General features: G+C 39.8%; 14 protein-coding genes and 1 riboswitch. Of the genes, 13 read left to right on the top strand and 1 reads right to left on the bottom strand.

The window, feature by feature from the left end; genetic code table 11:
- Positions 1 to 169 precede the first annotated feature (169 nt).
- The 12 genes from O3642_RS05610 (at position 170) to rpsD (ending at position 12,396) form a co-directional block, all read left to right on the top strand.
- Positions 170 to 712 carry a LysM peptidoglycan-binding domain-containing protein gene (locus O3642_RS05610; protein WP_371605573.1) on the top strand — a complete coding sequence of 181 codons (543 nt, stop codon included), beginning with the start codon at positions 170 to 172 and terminating at the stop codon, positions 710 to 712.
- A gap of 204 nt (positions 713 to 916) precedes the next feature.
- Positions 917 to 2,038 (top strand): tRNA 2-thiouridine(34) synthase MnmA, encoded by a 1,122-nt coding sequence (mnmA, locus tag O3642_RS05605; RefSeq protein ID WP_155127481.1) that lies wholly within the window; start codon positions 917 to 919, stop codon positions 2,036 to 2,038.
- A 137-nt stretch (positions 2,039 to 2,175) separates the two neighbouring features.
- Positions 2,176 to 2,631 (top strand): NUDIX hydrolase, encoded by a 456-nt coding sequence (locus tag O3642_RS05600; RefSeq protein ID WP_003012839.1) that lies wholly within the window; start codon positions 2,176 to 2,178, stop codon positions 2,629 to 2,631.
- An 8-nt stretch (positions 2,632 to 2,639) separates the two neighbouring features.
- Positions 2,640 to 4,550, top strand: a complete 1,911-nt coding sequence (mnmG, locus tag O3642_RS05595; protein WP_155127478.1) for a tRNA uridine-5-carboxymethylaminomethyl(34) synthesis enzyme MnmG — start codon at positions 2,640 to 2,642, stop codon at positions 4,548 to 4,550.
- 195 nt (positions 4,551 to 4,745) lie between these two features.
- On the top strand, positions 4,746 to 6,707 hold the full coding sequence (locus O3642_RS05590; RefSeq protein ID WP_371605572.1) for a DHH family phosphoesterase: 1,962 nt from the start codon (positions 4,746 to 4,748) through the stop codon (positions 6,705 to 6,707).
- Between the two features lie 15 nt (positions 6,708 to 6,722).
- Entirely contained in the window at positions 6,723 to 7,175 is a 453-nt protein-coding gene (gene rplI / locus O3642_RS05585) for a 50S ribosomal protein L9 (protein ID WP_003002156.1), read from the top strand.
- Positions 7,176 to 7,200: 25 nt separating this feature from the next.
- Complete coding sequence (dnaB, locus tag O3642_RS05580; protein ID WP_014714093.1) at positions 7,201 to 8,559, top strand: replicative DNA helicase; 1,359 nt, start codon at positions 7,201 to 7,203, stop codon at positions 8,557 to 8,559.
- A 1-nt stretch (position 8,560) separates the two neighbouring features.
- Positions 8,561 to 8,833, top strand: a complete 273-nt coding sequence (locus O3642_RS05575; protein WP_003009183.1) for a Veg family protein — start codon at positions 8,561 to 8,563, stop codon at positions 8,831 to 8,833.
- Between the two features lie 34 nt (positions 8,834 to 8,867).
- A riboswitch (TPP riboswitch) is annotated at positions 8,868 to 8,969 on the top strand.
- A gap of 74 nt (positions 8,970 to 9,043) precedes the next feature.
- Positions 9,044 to 9,802, top strand: a complete 759-nt coding sequence (locus tag O3642_RS05570) for an ABC transporter permease (RefSeq protein ID WP_049516089.1) — start codon at positions 9,044 to 9,046, stop codon at positions 9,800 to 9,802.
- A 57-nt stretch (positions 9,803 to 9,859) separates the two neighbouring features.
- Positions 9,860 to 10,855 (top strand): ABC transporter substrate-binding protein, encoded by a 996-nt coding sequence (locus O3642_RS05565; RefSeq protein ID WP_371605571.1) that lies wholly within the window; start codon positions 9,860 to 9,862, stop codon positions 10,853 to 10,855.
- The gene (locus tag O3642_RS05560) at positions 10,848 to 11,579 is read left to right on the top strand and encodes an ABC transporter ATP-binding protein (protein ID WP_024056481.1); all 732 of its coding nucleotides are present in this window, start codon (positions 10,848 to 10,850) and stop codon (positions 11,577 to 11,579) included. Before O3642_RS05565 ends, O3642_RS05560 begins: the two co-directional genes overlap by 8 nt.
- A 205-nt stretch (positions 11,580 to 11,784) precedes the next feature.
- Positions 11,785 to 12,396 carry a 30S ribosomal protein S4 gene (gene rpsD / locus O3642_RS05555; protein WP_003002210.1) on the top strand — a complete coding sequence of 204 codons (612 nt, stop codon included), beginning with the start codon at positions 11,785 to 11,787 and terminating at the stop codon, positions 12,394 to 12,396.
- 151 nt (positions 12,397 to 12,547) lie between these two features.
- Here the strand turns inward: rpsD and O3642_RS05550 are convergent, their stop codons facing one another.
- Positions 12,548 to 13,081 carry a TetR/AcrR family transcriptional regulator gene (locus tag O3642_RS05550; RefSeq protein WP_003001962.1) on the bottom strand — a complete coding sequence of 178 codons (534 nt, stop codon included), beginning with the start codon at positions 13,079 to 13,081 and terminating at the stop codon, positions 12,548 to 12,550.
- Between the two features lie 134 nt (positions 13,082 to 13,215).
- Here O3642_RS05550 and O3642_RS05545 point away from each other — a divergent pair, with 134 nt between their 5' ends.
- Positions 13,216 to 16,011, top strand: a complete 2,796-nt coding sequence (locus tag O3642_RS05545; protein ID WP_347112808.1) for a YhgE/Pip domain-containing protein — start codon at positions 13,216 to 13,218, stop codon at positions 16,009 to 16,011.
- Positions 16,012 to 16,065 lie beyond the last annotated feature (54 nt).

Raw genomic sequence — 16,065 nt, 5'->3', positions numbered from 1 at the left:
TATTTTTCCCGAAATATCTGAGAAATCTTAAAGGGGGCTTAAAGCATTTATATTATCCTGGATTTTTAGTATTTCTAACATCTGACTGAAATATTTGACACATTATTTCAATAAATATGAAATATTTCTTGTGTAGTATAGAGGTATACCAATAAAGGAGTACATAATAATGAATAAAAAACAAATGATGAAACGAATTATTGGACTTAGTTTACTTGCAGGACTTTTCCTTCCAATTGTAGCGAATGCAGATTCTTATACTGTAAAATCAGGTGATACTTTATCAGCTATTGCTAAAGAGAAGAACACAACGGTTGATGCAATTGCTAAGAAAAATAAGATTAGTAACGTAAATCTCATCTCAGTTGGTCAAGTTCTTGAGATTGAAGATGCAAATACAACGCAGAAAACTACGGAGCAAGCTCCTGCTAGTAAAACTGATACTACACAAGCAACAACTACTGTCTCTGCTTCAGATGGCTTGAGTGCGGAAGATGCGGCTGCTAAGGAATGGATTGCCCAAAAAGAGTCAAGTGGTAGCTATACAGCACAAAATGGCCAATATTATGGCCGTTACCAATTAACTATCACTTATTTGAATGGTGATTTATCAACTGCAAACCAAGAAAAAGTGGCTAATCAATATGTTGTCAACCGTTATGGATCATGGTCAGCAGCTAAAAATTTCTGGTTGGCAAATGGCTGGTATTAAATTCGTATGAAAAGAGTTCTTGAATAGGACTCTTTTTATATTGACAGGCCTGTAAACCCATCAATCCTGATCAACAAAAAGAATAGTAAGATGCTTGTTTTCTAATATAAAGCGTGTTAAAATGGTAACTGCTCAAAACGACCTTCAATCGTTGAAGCAAACCACGACCTTCAATCGTGAGAAACGAAAAGATGGGAGAAACCTATGAGTGATAACTCGAAAACACGTGTTGTCGTTGGTATGAGTGGTGGTGTGGATTCATCTGTAACAGCTTTATTATTAAAGCAACAGGGTTACGATGTCATCGGCATCTTCATGAAAAACTGGGACGACACAGACGAAAATGGCGTCTGTACAGCTACAGAAGATTATAAAGATGTAGCAGCGGTTGCAGACCAAATTGGCATTCCTTACTATTCTGTCAACTTTGAGAAAGAATACTGGGATCGTGTCTTTGAATATTTCCTTGCTGAATACCGAGCTGGTCGAACACCAAATCCGGATGTCATGTGTAATAAGGAAATCAAATTTAAGGCCTTTCTAGATTATGCTATGACACTCGGTGCAGATTATGTAGCCACAGGGCACTATGCGCGCGTGTCGCGTGATGAGGATGGCATTGTCCATATGTTACGTGGCGTTGACAACGGGAAGGATCAAACTTATTTCTTAAGCCAACTGTCACAAGAACAACTTCAAAAAACCATGTTCCCATTGGGACATTTGGAAAAGCCAGAGGTTCGTCGTCTAGCTGAAGAAGCTGGATTGGCAACAGCTAAAAAGAAAGACTCAACTGGAATTTGCTTTATCGGAGAAAAGAATTTCAAAGAGTTTCTAGGGAACTACCTTCCTGCCCAACCAGGTCGAATGATGACCATTGATGGACGAGATATGGGTGAACATGCAGGTTTGATGTATTACACAATCGGTCAACGGGGTGGGCTTGGAATTGGAGGCCAACAAGGTGGAGACAATGCTCCATGGTTTGTAGTTGGTAAAGACCTTAGTCAAAATATTCTTTATGTCGGTCAAGGCTTCTATCATGAAGCATTGATGTCAACAAGTTTACAGGCTAGTCAAGTTCACTTTACACGAGATATGCCAGAAGAGTTTACATTAGAGTGTACAGCTAAGTTCCGCTATCGTCAGCCTGACTCCAAGGTGACTGTACACGTTAAAGGTGACAAGGCAGAAGTGATTTTCGCAGAACCTCAACGAGCCATTACACCAGGACAAGCTGTTGTCTTTTACGACGGTGAAGAGTGTCTAGGCGGTGGCTTGATTGACAATGCTTATCGGGATGGAAAAGTTTGTCAGTACATTTAGATTGACAAATTTTCTCAATTTGCTACAATAATAAAAGCAATAGAAATGATGGTCAAAGCTCATGGATGTTGCAGGCTTTTTTGTCCTGCACTTCTCAGAGTTTTGACTATTTTTGTGTGATTTCGAAAGGAAGTAAAATGAAGCAACAGGATTTTCGGACGAAAATAGGTTCTACTGTTTTTGGTGTGAGAGCGACTGCTTTGATTGTAAAAGATAACCGCTTGTTCGTCATAGAAGATGAGGACGGCTGTTATACAATCGGAGGTGCTATTCAAGTCAATGAAACTACAGAAGATGCGGTGGTTCGGGAAGTCAAAGAGGAACTTGGTGTCACATCTACAGCAGGTCCGTTAGCTTTCGTGGTTGAAAATCACTTTGAACAAGCTGGAATCCACTACCATAACATTGAATTTCATTATTTGGTGGACTTGCTAGAAGATGCACCTTTGGTCATGCAGGAAGATACAAAGCAATTACCTTGCCGTTGGATTGCTTTCGATGATTTACATACTGTTGACCTGAAACCAGCCTTTTTAAAATCAGCCTTACCAGAATGGGATGGAAAATTACGACACATCCATCTTGAGAAATAGGAGAAAAAATGACTTATAATTTTATTGAAGAATACGATATCATTGTAATCGGTGCGGGGCATGCGGGAGTAGAAGCCTCCCTAGCTGCTAGCCGTATGGGTTGTAAGGTCTTACTTGCGACTATTAACATTGAAATGCTGGCTTTTATGCCTTGTAATCCCTCTATTGGTGGTTCTGCTAAGGGGATTGTCGTGCGTGAAGTCGATGCCCTCGGTGGAGAAATGGCGAAGAATATCGACAAGACCTACATCCAAATGAAAATGCTCAATACTGGTAAAGGTCCTGCGGTTCGTGCACTTCGGGCTCAAGCAGACAAAGAACTTTACTCAAAAGAAATGCGGAAAACAGTTGAAAACCAAGAAAATTTAACTCTTCGCCAAACTATGATTGATGAGATTTTGGTGGAGAATGGTAAGGTTGTTGGTGTAAGGACTGCGACTCACCAAGAGTATGGGGCGAAGGCTGTTATTGTCACTACTGGGACAGCTTTACGCGGAGAAATTATCATTGGAGATCTCAAGTATTCATCAGGACCTAATCATAGTCTAGCTTCTATCAATTTGGCCGACAATCTCAAACAGCTTGGATTAGAAATTGGACGTTTCAAAACAGGGACGCCACCTCGTGTAAAGGCATCGTCAATTAACTATGACGAAACGGAAATTCAACCTGGAGATGAAGATCCAAATCATTTTTCTTATACATCGCGTGATGAAGATTATGTAAAGGATCAGGTTCCTTGTTGGTTGACTTACACGAATGGGCATAGTCATGAAATTATCCAGAATAATTTACACCGGGCACCTATGTTTACAGGGGTTGTAAAGGGAGTAGGTCCTCGCTATTGTCCGTCCATTGAGGATAAAATTGTCCGTTTTGCTGACAAAGAGCGCCATCAACTATTTTTAGAACCTGAGGGACGAAATACAGAAGAAGTCTATGTTCAAGGGCTATCAACGAGTTTACCAGAGGATGTTCAACGGGATCTCGTCCATTCTATTAAGGGTCTTGAGAAGGCAGAAATGATGCGAACGGGTTATGCAATTGAGTATGATATGGTTTTGCCTCATCAATTGCGCGCAACTTTGGAAACCAAGAAAATTTCAGGTCTCTTTACAGCTGGTCAAACCAATGGAACATCTGGCTACGAGGAGGCCGCTGGTCAAGGAATTATTGCAGGGATCAATGCGGCTCTAAAAATCCAAGGAAAACCGGAACTCATTTTGAAACGCAGTGATGGTTATATTGGGGTCATGATCGATGATTTGGTAACAAAGGGAACGATCGAACCGTATCGTTTGTTAACAAGCCGTGCAGAATACCGTTTGATTTTGCGTCATGATAATGCCGATATGCGCTTGACAGAAATGGGACGAGCAATTGGATTGGTAGATGATGAACGTTGGCAACGTTTCGAAACTAAGAAGTATCAGTTTGAAAACGAGATGAAGCGTTTGGATAGCATTAAGTTAAAGCCTGTAAAGGAAACCAATGAGAAGGTTGCTGCAATGGGCTTTAAACCATTGACAGATGCTGTCACTGCTAAAGAATTCTTGAGACGACCAGAAGTCTCTTACCAAGATGTGGTAGAATTTATCGGTCCTGCAGCTGAAGAACTGGATGATAAAATCATTGAATTGATTGAAACTGAAATTAAATATGAAGGCTATATTTCAAAAGCAATGGACCAAGTCGAAAAAATGAAGCGTATGGAAGAAAAACGAATTCCTGCGAATATTGACTGGGATGATATTGACTCTATTGCAACCGAAGCGCGTCAAAAATTTAAATTAATTAATCCAGAAACGATTGGTCAAGCAAGTCGTATCTCAGGTGTCAATCCAGCGGATATCTCTATTTTAATGGTTTACTTGGAAGGTAAATCGCGGAGCATCTCCAAAAACAGAGCAAACCACTAATAAAATGGGGCTGAGATGATGTTTCAGCCTCAATTTTATAGATTGAAATCTGTTGTTGCTATTTACACTGTTGTAAATGATGTTTACAAAGTAGTGAAGCGGATAAAGAGCTTTTTACTGGTCGATCTTCTCTGTAATATAGAGAGAAACCTCGCTTTTTACCTCTATTTATGGTATAATTCCGAGAAGAGGTTTATGATGAAAAAATTTCGTTTATCGTTCATCCATTATGTATTAATTGGTTTTATTTCATTTGCAATTTTAGCAATTTTTTTAAGAATCTTTGGCAAAGGCTATGTAACTCTCATTGCAATTTTTTTAGTCTTAGCTGGATTGATTGCTTTATTTGAATACCAGTTACAAATTTCAGAGTTAGATGAATTAGAACAAATACAATATGTGAACCATCAGGCAGAAAGCGGATTAGCATCCCTCCTTGATAAAATGCCTGTTGGAGTTATCAAAATTAATGAAGAGTCAAATGAAGTAGAGTGGTTCAACCCTTATGCTGAATTGATTTTTTCAACAGATGATGGGGACTTTGATGTTGAATCCTTGAAAAAGTTACTCAATACTCTGTTTGAGGATAAAGGTCATTATGTCACTGTAGCCGATAAGAAATATTCTGTTTACTTTGATCAGACGTCTAGTGTTGTTTACTTTTTTGATGTTTCAAGTGAGTATGAAGCAACTGTGGGATTGGTGACAACTCGTCCCGTTATCGGTATTATTTCTGTTGATAACTATGATGATCTAGAAGATGTCATTTCAGACTCTGATATTAGCAATATCAATAGTTTTATTGCCAACTTTGTAGAAGAGTTTACAGCTCATTACCATATGTTTTACAGACGTGTGGGGATGGATCGTTTCTATTTGTTTACAGACTACACGGTCTTAGAACAGTTGATGGAATCAAAATTTTCTGTCATCGATCAATTCCGTGAGGAAGCTAAAAATCGTGAGCTACCTATTACCTTAAGTATGGGATTCTCGTATGGTGACGGGGAGCATGATGAGATTGGTAAAGTGGCTCTCTTGAACCTAAACCTTGCGGAAGTTCGTGGTGGGGATCAAGCGGTTGTCAAAGAAAATGATGAACAGAAAAACCCTATTTTCTTTGGTGGGGGAACAGCTTCGGCTGTGAAGCGGACTCGGACTCGCACACGCGCTATGATGACAGCTATTTCGGATAAGGTTAAATCCGTTGATCAAGTTTTCATTGTTGGGCATAGAAACTTGGATATGGACGCTTTAGGAGCGTCTGTGGGAATGCAGTTTTTCTCTAGCAATATTTTGGCTTCCTCTTATGTGGTCTATGACCCGCATGCAATGGCTAGTGATATTTCAAGAGCAATTGCGAAACTAGAAGAAGAGCAGGTAACGAAAATCCTTCCCCTAGAGGAAGCCATGCAAATGGTGACGGATCGCTCTTTGTTAATTATGGTTGACCATTCTAAGACAGCTTTGACCCTTTCTAAAGAATTTTATCAGAAATTTCAACAGATTATTGTCATTGACCATCACCGTCGGGATGATGATTTCCCTGAAAATGTTCTGATCACCTATATTGAAAGTGGAGCAAGTAGCGCGAGCGAATTGGTTAGTGAACTGATTCAGTTCCAGAAGTCGAAGAAAAATCGGTTGACGAAGATTCAAGCTAGTGTCTTGATGGCTGGGATCATGCTGGATACTAAGAACTTCTCCGCACGTGTTACAAGTCGGACCTTTGATGTGGCGAGTTACCTTCGCTCAAGAGGTAGTGATAGTGTAGCCATCCAGGAGATCTCTGCGATTCAGTTTGATGAGTATCGTGAAGTGAACGAACTGATCTTGACTGGTGAAAAGATTTTGCCACATATCATCGTAGCTTGTGCCAATACGACTAAAGCCTATGATTCAGTAACTATTAGTAAAGCAGCTGATAGTATGCTAGCCATGTCTGAGGTGGAAGCAACCTTTGTCATTGCTTGTAATCAAAGTGGGACTGTCTCTATTTCTGCACGAAGTCGAAGCAAAGTCAATGTACAGCGTATCATGGAACAGCTTGGCGGAGGAGGTCATTTCAATTCGGCAGCTTCTCAAATTGAGGGTCAAGATTTGATGAGTATTCGTCAACAACTGATTGAGACGATTGAAAACGAAGTAACTATATGAAAAGGAGAATGTAGAATGAAAGTTATTTTCTTAGCGGATGTAAAAGGTAAAGGTAAAAAAGGCGAAATTAAAGAAGTGCCTACTGGTTATGCACAAAACTTTTTGATCAAGAAAAATCTTGCGAAAGAAGCCAATGCCCAAGCAATCGGTGAACTTCGTGGAAAGCAAAAGTCAGAAGAAAAAGCGCATGCTGAATTGTTAGCAGAAGCGCAAAAGATTAAAGCAAAATTAGAAGAAGAAGCAACTGTTGTTCAATTCACGGAAAAAATTGGGCCAGATGGCCGTACTTTCGGCTCTATTACCAATAAAAAGATTGCAGAAGAGCTTGAGAAACAATTTGGCATTAAAATTGATAAACGTCATATCCAAGTTTCCTCTCCAATTCGTTCAACAGGTTTGATTGACGTCCCTGTAAAAATTTATCAAGATGTTACAGGTGTGATTAATATTCGTGTAAACGAAGGGTAAACACGATCGATAGAAAGGTTTTTTTATGGCTGAGATAGAGGAATTACGAACACAACCTCAGGATATCCAAGCGGAGCAATCAGTGTTGGGAGCCATCTTTATTGATGAGGGGAAATTGGTCTTTGTTCGTGAATATATCGAGCCTGGCGATTTCTTTAAGTACTCGCACCGTTTGATTTTTAAAGCCATGATCGATCTAGCTGACCGCGGGGATGCGATTGATGCGACGACTGTTCGAAATATTTTAGATAGTCAGGGGGATCTCCAAAATATTGGTGGTCTCTCCTATTTGGTAGAAGTCATTAATTCGGTACCAACTTCAGCTAACGCGGAGTATTACGCGAAAATTGTTGCCGAAAAAGCTGTCTTACGTCGATTGATCTCTCGATTAACGGAAAGTATTAATCAAGCTTATGATGGTGCAAGTCCTTCAGATGAAATCATTGCGGGTGCTGAAAAAGCTCTGATTGATGTTAGTGAAAACGCAAATCGTAGTGGATTTAAAAATATTCGAGACATCTTGAATATAAATTTTGGTAGCTTGGAAGCCCGCTCGCTTCAAACCTCTGATATTACGGGTATTGCGACAGGCTATCGCGATTTGGACCATATGACGACAGGGCTACATGAGGAAGAGTTGATTATTTTAGCGGCTCGTCCTGCAGTAGGGAAAACAGCCTTTGCTCTAAATATTGCTCAAAATATCGGGACAAAGTTGGATAAGACAGTGGCTATTTTCTCATTAGAAATGGGCGCTGAAAGTTTGGTTGACCGGATGTTAGCAGCTGAAGGTTTGATTGAATCCCATTCGATTCGTACAGGTCAATTGACGGATGAAGAGTGGCGGAAATATGCCATTGCTCAAGGAAATTTGGCCAATGCGAGTATTTACATCGATGATACTCCGGGAATTCGGATCACTGAGATTCGTTCGAGAGCAAGAAAATTAGCGCAGGAAACAGGGAATCTCGGTCTTATTCTGATTGACTACCTGCAGCTGATTACAGGGACTGGAAGAGAAAACCGTCAACAGGAAGTTTCAGAAATTTCTCGTCAGTTAAAGATTTTGGCTAAGGAACTAAAAGTTCCCGTTATTGCTTTGAGTCAGCTATCACGTGGTGTGGAACAGCGCCAAGACAAACGTCCTGTTCTTTCTGATATTCGTGAATCTGGATCGATTGAGCAGGATGCGGATATTGTTGCTTTCTTGTACCGTGATGATTATTATGATCGAGCTGGTGAAGAGGAAGAAGATGGAATGCCCAATAATACGGTTGAAGTGATTATAGAGAAAAACCGTTCAGGTGCGCGTGGGACAGTCGAATTAATATTCCAAAAGGAATACAATAAATTCTCAAGCATTTCAAAGAGAGAGGATCAATAAGATGAGTGATGCATTTACAGATGTTGCAAAAATGAAAAAAATTAAAGAAGAAATCAAGGCCCATGAAGGACAAGTGGTTGAAATGACGCTTGAAAATGGACGGAAACGTCAAAAAAATAAATTTGGACGCTTGATTGAGGTCTATCCTTCTTTATTTATTATCGAGTATACGAACGACAATAGCTTACCAGGTGAACCGGCCAATACATACGTGGAGTCTTACACCTATTCAGATATTTTAACAGAGAAAAATTTAATTCGTTATTTGGATTAATTTCTTGCTTTTATCGTCTAAATCAGTTATTATAATAAATACATATGGGAGTCTGTGTACAGTCTGAGAGGAAGTGTAAGCTTCGACCGCACCTGATCTGGGTAATGCCAGCGTAGGAAACAAATGAAATGTATTTTTCGTTATGAGTGACCTTGTGCAATCCGTCTCCTATTTTGGAGGCGTTTTTTATTTGTGAGAAAGGAGGTTACGATGTCTCTTGTAAAAAGATATTCAAAACAGTTGATAGGATTTGCAGGTTTTAGCAGCCTTCTTGTCTTATGGCAGTTAGCAGGATTGTTAAATATCCTCCCCAAATTTGTATTACCAACGCCACTTGAAATTGGGAATGCCTTTGTACGAGATCGAGCTCTCCTGATTCATCACAGTTTGTCTACCCTTCAAGTGGCCTTGATCGGACTTGTTATAGGGGTTCTTCTTGCTGCTGGCTTTGCGATTCTCATGGATAGTTTTCAATGGGTGAATGATCTGGTCTATCCTTTTATGGTTGTTATTCAAACCATTCCGACGATTGCCTTGGCCCCTATCCTGGTTCTTTGGTTTGGTTATGGTATGCTTCCAAAACTGGTTTTGATCATTATTACGGTTGTATTTCCCATCGTAGTCAGTCTGTTAGATGGTTTTCGGCATTGCGATCAAGATATTCTGAGATTGTTTCAGATTATGCAAGCCAATCGCTTTCAGACTTTAGTCCATTATAAAATTCCTGCAGCGCTTCCTTATTTTTTCGCAGGTTTACGTGTGAGCGTTTCCTATGCTTTTATCAGTACGGTAGTTTCAGAATGGTTAGGAGGTTTTGATGGATTGGGGGTCTATATGATCCAATCGAAGAAGTTATTTCAGTATGATACGATGTTTGCGATCATTGTATTGATTTCTGCTATTAGTTTACTCGGTATGTTTCTCGTTGACCAATTAGAACGAACCATTCTAAAATGGAAAAAGGATTGACAAACTTGTAAATGGTGTAAAAATTAAATTGACAAAAATGTAAAAGAGGTATAGCTAATGAAAAAGTCAATAGGTTTATTTTTCTCAATAATATTGGGATTTGTTTTCTTGAGTGCTTGTCAAAATTCTGTCAAGCAATCGTCAAGTGGTTTGAAAAAGATTGATTTTATTCTAGATTGGACCCCGAATACCAATCACACGGGTCTCTATGTAGCAAAGGAAAAAGGGTACTTTAAAGATGCAGGACTGGATGTAGATATAAAACTTCCTCCGGAAGACAGTAGTTCTGATTTGATTATCAATGGGAAAGCTCCATTTGGTATTTATTTCCAAGATTCTATGGCCAAGAAATTGGATAAAGGTGCGGGTATTACCGCTATTGCAGCTATTGTCGAACACAATACGTCAGGGATTATTTCAAGAAAAGATGCAGCGATCACAAGTCCAAAAGATTTGGTTGGTAAGAAGTATGGTACCTGGAATGATCCGATTGAGTTGGAAATGATCAAATCGATGATGAAAAAAGAAGGGGCTGATTTTAATCAAGTAAAATTGGTTCCAAATAGTGATTCAAATTCCATTACTCCGATTGAAAATAAGGTCTTTGATGTTGCTTGGATTTATCACGGTTGGGATGGAATTTTGGCTGAGCAAAAGGGAATGAAAACCAATTTCTTCTATATGAAAGATTTTGTTCCTGCATTTGACTACTATTCGCCTGTTATTATTGCTAACAATGACTATTTGAAATCTCATAAAGAGGAAGCAAAAAAATTCATTCAAGCGGTGAAAAAAGGCTACCAATATGCTATAGAGCATCCAGAAGAAGCAGCAGATATCTTGATTAAACAGGCCCCTGCTTTGGCTAACCAGCGTGATTTTGTACTAGCTTCTCAAAAATATCTTTCCAGTCAATATGCTTCAGACAAGGATAAATGGGGACAGTTTGACTCCAAACGTTGGAATGCTTTTTATGCTTGGGCAAAAGAGCAAGGATTGGTTTCAAATGACTTAGAAGACAAAGGTTTCACAAATGAATTGGTAGGTGACTGATATTTTAACCGTAAAAGATGTAAGTTTCTCTTTTGGAGATAAAGCAGTTTTAAACAATGTATCACTAGAAGTGCAAAAAGGAGAAATCGTCTCTATTCTAGGTCCAAGTGGGGTAGGGAAATCAACCTTGTTTAATTTAATTGCTGGGATCCTTCCCTTACAAAAGGGCGCTATAGAAGTAGATGATGCCCCGATCTCCTTTGGAAAAGTCAGCTATATGCTACAAAAGGATCTTTTGTTAGAACATAAGACAGTATTGGGAAATATTATTCTTCCCCTTCAATTAAAAAAGATTCCTAAGGAAGAGGCAACATCTACAGCTCTAAAATTGTTAGATGAATTTAAATTGGGAAGTATCGCCAACCTTTATCCTAATGCGCTGAGTGGGGGGATGCGGCAACGGGTGGCGCTATTAAGGACTTATCTATTGGGTCATTCTGTCTTCCTATTAGATGAAGCTTTTAGTGCCTTAGATGAATTGACAAGGCAGGATCTTTATCACTGGTATCTAGAAAGCAAGGAACGTCTTGGTCTCACCACTCTAGTGATCACTCATAGTATCGAAGAAGCTTTGACATTGAGTGACCGGATCTATATCTTGAATCATAATCCCGGTGAAATTATTGCAGATCTTCCTTTAAAATGGGATCCAGCAACGGATAGAGACTGGCAACAATTGCAATATAAAAAACGAATCATAGAATTATTGTCTGAATTTCATTGAAATTGTTTTGAAGGACTTTACAAAGTTTCTATTCCGTGATAGAATAGAGTTTGTGCGAAATGACAGCAGGACAAAATGAAGCTCGTCAACAGGAAGTCAGCTAGAAAAGTAACCTTTGCTGTTTGGGCGAAGGCTTTCTGAACGAATCAGGTTTGTCTAAAACGTTATTTCCTACAAAAATTATTTTTATAGGAGGACATTTCAAATGTCACGTTATACAGGACCATCTTGGAAACAATCTCGCCGTCTTGGCTTGTCACTTACAGGTACAGGTAAAGAATTGGCACGTCGTAACTACGTACCAGGTCAACACGGACCAAACAACCGTTCAAAATTGTCAGAATACGGTTTGCAATTAGCTGAAAAACAAAAACTTCGTTTCTCTTACGGACTTGGTGAAAAACAATTCCGTAACTTGTTCGTACAAGCTACTAAAGTTAAAGAAGGAACTGTCGGTTTCAACTTCATGCTTCTTTTGGAACGTCGTTTGGATAACGTTGTTTACCGTCTTGGACTTGCGACTACTCGTCGTCAAGCTCGTCAATTCGTTAACCACGGTCACATCCTTGTTGACGGAAAACGCGTTGATATCCCTTCATACCGCGTAACTCCAGGTCAAGTGATCTCAGTTCGCGAAAAATCAGCTAAGGTTCCAGCTATCCTTGAAGCTGTTGAAGCTACAGTTGGACGTCCAGCATTCGTATCATTCGATGCTGACAAATTGGAAGGTTCATTGACTCGCCTTCCAGAACGCGATGAAATCAACCCAGAAATCAACGAAGCACTTGTCGTTGAATTCTACAACAAAATGCTTTAATTTTAAGATATACTTTGCAGAAAGCCTACTACAGTGGGCTTTTTGTTTTGTCTTAAAGGGTTGATTTCTGGCTTTGCTCCCCTTTTTGTTTTCTTAAAACCTAAACCTGCTAATAAAAAAACTCCTGATCTAGATCGATCAGGAGAGACTGTTACCGTAACATTTTCATTAAAAATTCAGCCATTTGTTGAGGACTTTCTTTTTTTCCGCGCGAAACCCACATCTGACAGACTCCGAAGAAGGCATTGGTCAGATAGACAGAACTGTAGACTCTTTCAATATCTGTTAATGATTTATGACTATAGCGCTCTTGCAAACTATCAACCAGAAGAATCTGTAATTTATGTCGTAAGAAGGTTTGGATCTCTTTGGTTCCATTCTCTGTCAGAAGAACTGCAAAGAGTGGCTCCTTGGTTAGGAATTCGAACACTTCTGTAATCGCTTGGCGCTTGTCGTCTTGGTGTTTGTCAAAGATATATTCAAGCTTGTGAAAGAGTGCTTGTTGGTAGCGCTCGATCATATCGTACTTGTCTCGATAGTGGGTATAAAAGCTAGAGCGACTAATGCCGGATTCTTGTGCTAACTCAACCGTTGTGATTTGGTCGAATGATTCCTTTTCTAGTAGTCGAACCATCGCCTCCTCGATATTTCGTTTTGTTTTTAATCGTTTATTGCTCTCAGTCATCTGTTCATCCTTTTTGCACAAAATTATACACAGTGTCTAAAAATAAAGATTTCCTACTTGTGAAAATTTCTAGAAACTGTATAATCTATTATATCAGAAATTTAGACAATGTGTATAAAAAGGAGACAAAAAATATGATGAAAGAATGGAAGGCTATTCTTAAAAAGCCAACATTTATCATTGTCATGATTGGGGTTGCTTTGATTCCAGCTCTTTATAATATTATTTTTCTATCTTCCATGTGGGATCCATATGGCCAAGTTTCGGATCTTCCTGTAGCGGTTGTCAATAAGGATCAATCTGCTACATATAATGGACAAAAGATGGAAATCGGAAAAGACATGGTGTCCAATTTGAAGGACAATGACTCACTTGATTTTCATTTTGTAGATGAGAAAGCTGCGAAAGATGGTCTTAAAAATGGCGATTATTATATGATTGTAACCCTGCCTGAGGATCTTTCAAAAAAAGCTAGCTCCATCTTAACCAATCATCCGGAACAGATGACCATTGATTACCAAACGTCCAGTGGTCATAGTTTTATCGCAGGAAAAATGAGTGACACTGCGATGACAAAAATGAAGCAGTCAGTGGCCGAAAAAGTGACCAATACGTATACAACAGCTTTATTTTCCAAAATGGGATCGCTTAAATCTGGTATGGGGACAGCGGCAGATGGAAGTGCTAAATTAGCAGATGGTGCAAGTAAATTGGAAGATGGTGGTCAAACACTATCTACTAATTTGAATACATTGGCTCGTTCAAGCTTAGCATTTTCAGATGGTGCAACTACTCTTCGTACAGGTCTAGCGGCTTATACAGATGGTGTTGGTCAATTAGGAAATGGTCTCAATCAAATGGCTGGTCAACTTCCAAACTTGGTATCTGGCGTCAATCAATTAAATAATGGGTTTGGTACTTTTAATACAGGCTTGATGGCTTACGCTACCGGAGTAGATCGATTAGGAAATGGTCTCAATCAAATGGCGAGTCAAACCCCTCAGTTGGCTTCAGGAGTTGGTCAATTAACCAGTGGTATGGGGACCCTCAATGATGGTCTTGGGAATTATACCAATGGCGTGCGTCAATTGAATTCAGGCCTATCTAACTTTTCAAATGGTTTAGCAACCTATACAAATGGAGTCGCTACTTTATCAGAAGGAGCGGGTCAATTAAGTAGTCAATCTGCTACCCTTCGAAATGGGGTTTCACAATTAGAATCAGGTATTCAAACATTATCAAGCCAGCTACAAGCTTCTACAAGTCAATCTGCTCAGATTGATCAATTGGCAGCTGGTTTAAACCAATTAAATGCAGCGATTCAAAATGCTACAGTAGATACCAGTCAACTTTCGTCTGGATTGACGAGTATTGCGAATTCAGCTCAATCAATCCTTGCTTCAGCCCAAACGGATCGTGCAAATGCCCTTGCAAGTGTGCAAGGGACAGCAGCCTATCAAGCAATGACAGCTGACCAACAAGCGGAGATCAATGCGGCGATCTCATCGAGCCCAAGCTCGAATGAAACGGCGGCTCAAGGAATCTTGACAACGATTCAAACGATCCAAGGTAGTTTGAATACAGGAAATAGCTTGACACAACTGCAAACGGCAGCCAATCAAGTTTTACCGACAGCTTCTTCTACCTTGACAGACTTGTCAAGTGGCTTGTCTAAGATCCAATCCGCAGTTAGTGGACAATTGTTGCCAGCTAGTCAAACCATCAGTCAAGGGATCAGCGCTTATACAGCTGGTGTTGATAAAATCGCTAATGGAGCAACACAACTTCAGACCAATAGCAGTACTTTAACAAATGGGGCTAGTCAGTTAGCAGCAGGTGTTGGTCAACTAGATAGTAAATCATCAGAATTACTTGCAGGAAGCAATCAATTAGCTTCTGGTCTAGGTGAGTTAAATGGGAAGATGCCTGCCTTGACATCAGGTATGAATCAACTGGCTTCAGGAGCGACCCAATTAACAGGTAAGTCGGGTGAATTGGTTGCCGGTGCTGGAAAATTAGCTGACGGTGTAGGACAATTGAACAGCAAAACTCCAGAATTGGCAGGTGGTGTCAACAAACTTGTCACTGGTGTCAATCAGTTGACAGAAAAATCAAGTCAATTGGTGAATGGGGCTGATAAACTAGCTGACGGAGCAAATCAAATCTCAGAAGGATCCAGCAAATTAGCAACGGGTGGCCAAACATTGACAAACGGTTTAGGTGAATTAGCAACAGGAAGCCAAACCTTGAGTCAAGGATTAAACGATGCTAAGGGACAATTGAATGTGGCTACAACTGAAAAAGAAAACGCAAAAACCTTAGCCAATCCTGTTACGACTTCTAAAACAGATCAAGATAATGTCCCTGTAAATGGGGTCGGAATGGCTCCTTATATGATCTCTGTAGCACTCTTTGTTTGTGCCTTGTCAACCAATATGATCTTTGCAAAATTGCCATCCGGTCGTCATCCTGAAAGTCGTTGGGCATGGTTTAAATCTCGCTTTGAGGTCAATGGAACCATTGCGGTGGTTGCAGGAATCTTGGTCTATGGTGCTGTTCACTTGATTGGTTTATCTGCCAATCATGAGATGGCTACCCTCTTCCTTTGTGTGATCGGTAGTCTAGCCTTCATGTCTATCGTGACCGCTTTAACAACATGGCAAAGAAAGGTCGGTGCTTTCCTCTCGTTGATCCTCTTGCTCTTGCAATTGGCTTCTAGTGCAGGAACTTATCCTCTTGCTTTGACAAATGGATTTTTCCAAGCCATTCATCCATTCTTGCCAATGAGCTATACCGTCTCTGGTCTTCGTCAAACGATTTCGATGACAGGAGAAATTGGAAATCAAGTGGTCTTTCTTTTGATGACCATTGCTCTATTTGCGGGACTAGGGATGTGGTTTTACAATCCAAAAAAATATGAAGAGGACTAATCGTCAAGAACTCTCAACTCATTTGGAGTTGAGAGTTTTTTGTTTCATGTGAAA

This window comes from Streptococcus sp. 27098_8_66, assembly GCF_041431945.1.
Taxonomy (GTDB): Bacteria; Bacillota; Bacilli; order Lactobacillales; family Streptococcaceae; genus Streptococcus; species Streptococcus dentalis.
This window is presented reverse-complemented; position numbering and strand designations above follow the sequence as displayed.

Coding starts and splice junctions, on each gene's coding strand:
- O3642_RS05610 (WP_371605573.1), top strand. CDS start 170: ATGAATAAAAAACAAATGATGAAACGAATTATTGGACTTAGTTTACTT.
- mnmA (WP_155127481.1), top strand. CDS start 917: ATGAGTGATAACTCGAAAACACGTGTTGTCGTTGGTATGAGTGGTGGT.
- O3642_RS05600 (WP_003012839.1), top strand. CDS start 2,176: ATGAAGCAACAGGATTTTCGGACGAAAATAGGTTCTACTGTTTTTGGT.
- mnmG (WP_155127478.1), top strand. CDS start 2,640: ATGACTTATAATTTTATTGAAGAATACGATATCATTGTAATCGGTGCG.
- O3642_RS05590 (WP_371605572.1), top strand. CDS start 4,746: ATGATGAAAAAATTTCGTTTATCGTTCATCCATTATGTATTAATTGGT.
- rplI (WP_003002156.1), top strand. CDS start 6,723: ATGAAAGTTATTTTCTTAGCGGATGTAAAAGGTAAAGGTAAAAAAGGC.
- dnaB (WP_014714093.1), top strand. CDS start 7,201: ATGGCTGAGATAGAGGAATTACGAACACAACCTCAGGATATCCAAGCG.
- O3642_RS05575 (WP_003009183.1), top strand. CDS start 8,561: ATGAGTGATGCATTTACAGATGTTGCAAAAATGAAAAAAATTAAAGAA.
- O3642_RS05570 (WP_049516089.1), top strand. CDS start 9,044: ATGTCTCTTGTAAAAAGATATTCAAAACAGTTGATAGGATTTGCAGGT.
- O3642_RS05565 (WP_371605571.1), top strand. CDS start 9,860: ATGAAAAAGTCAATAGGTTTATTTTTCTCAATAATATTGGGATTTGTT.
- rpsD (WP_003002210.1), top strand. CDS start 11,785: ATGTCACGTTATACAGGACCATCTTGGAAACAATCTCGCCGTCTTGGC.
- O3642_RS05550 (WP_003001962.1), bottom strand. CDS start 13,081: ATGACTGAGAGCAATAAACGATTAAAAACAAAACGAAATATCGAGGAG.
- O3642_RS05545 (WP_347112808.1), top strand. CDS start 13,216: ATGATGAAAGAATGGAAGGCTATTCTTAAAAAGCCAACATTTATCATT.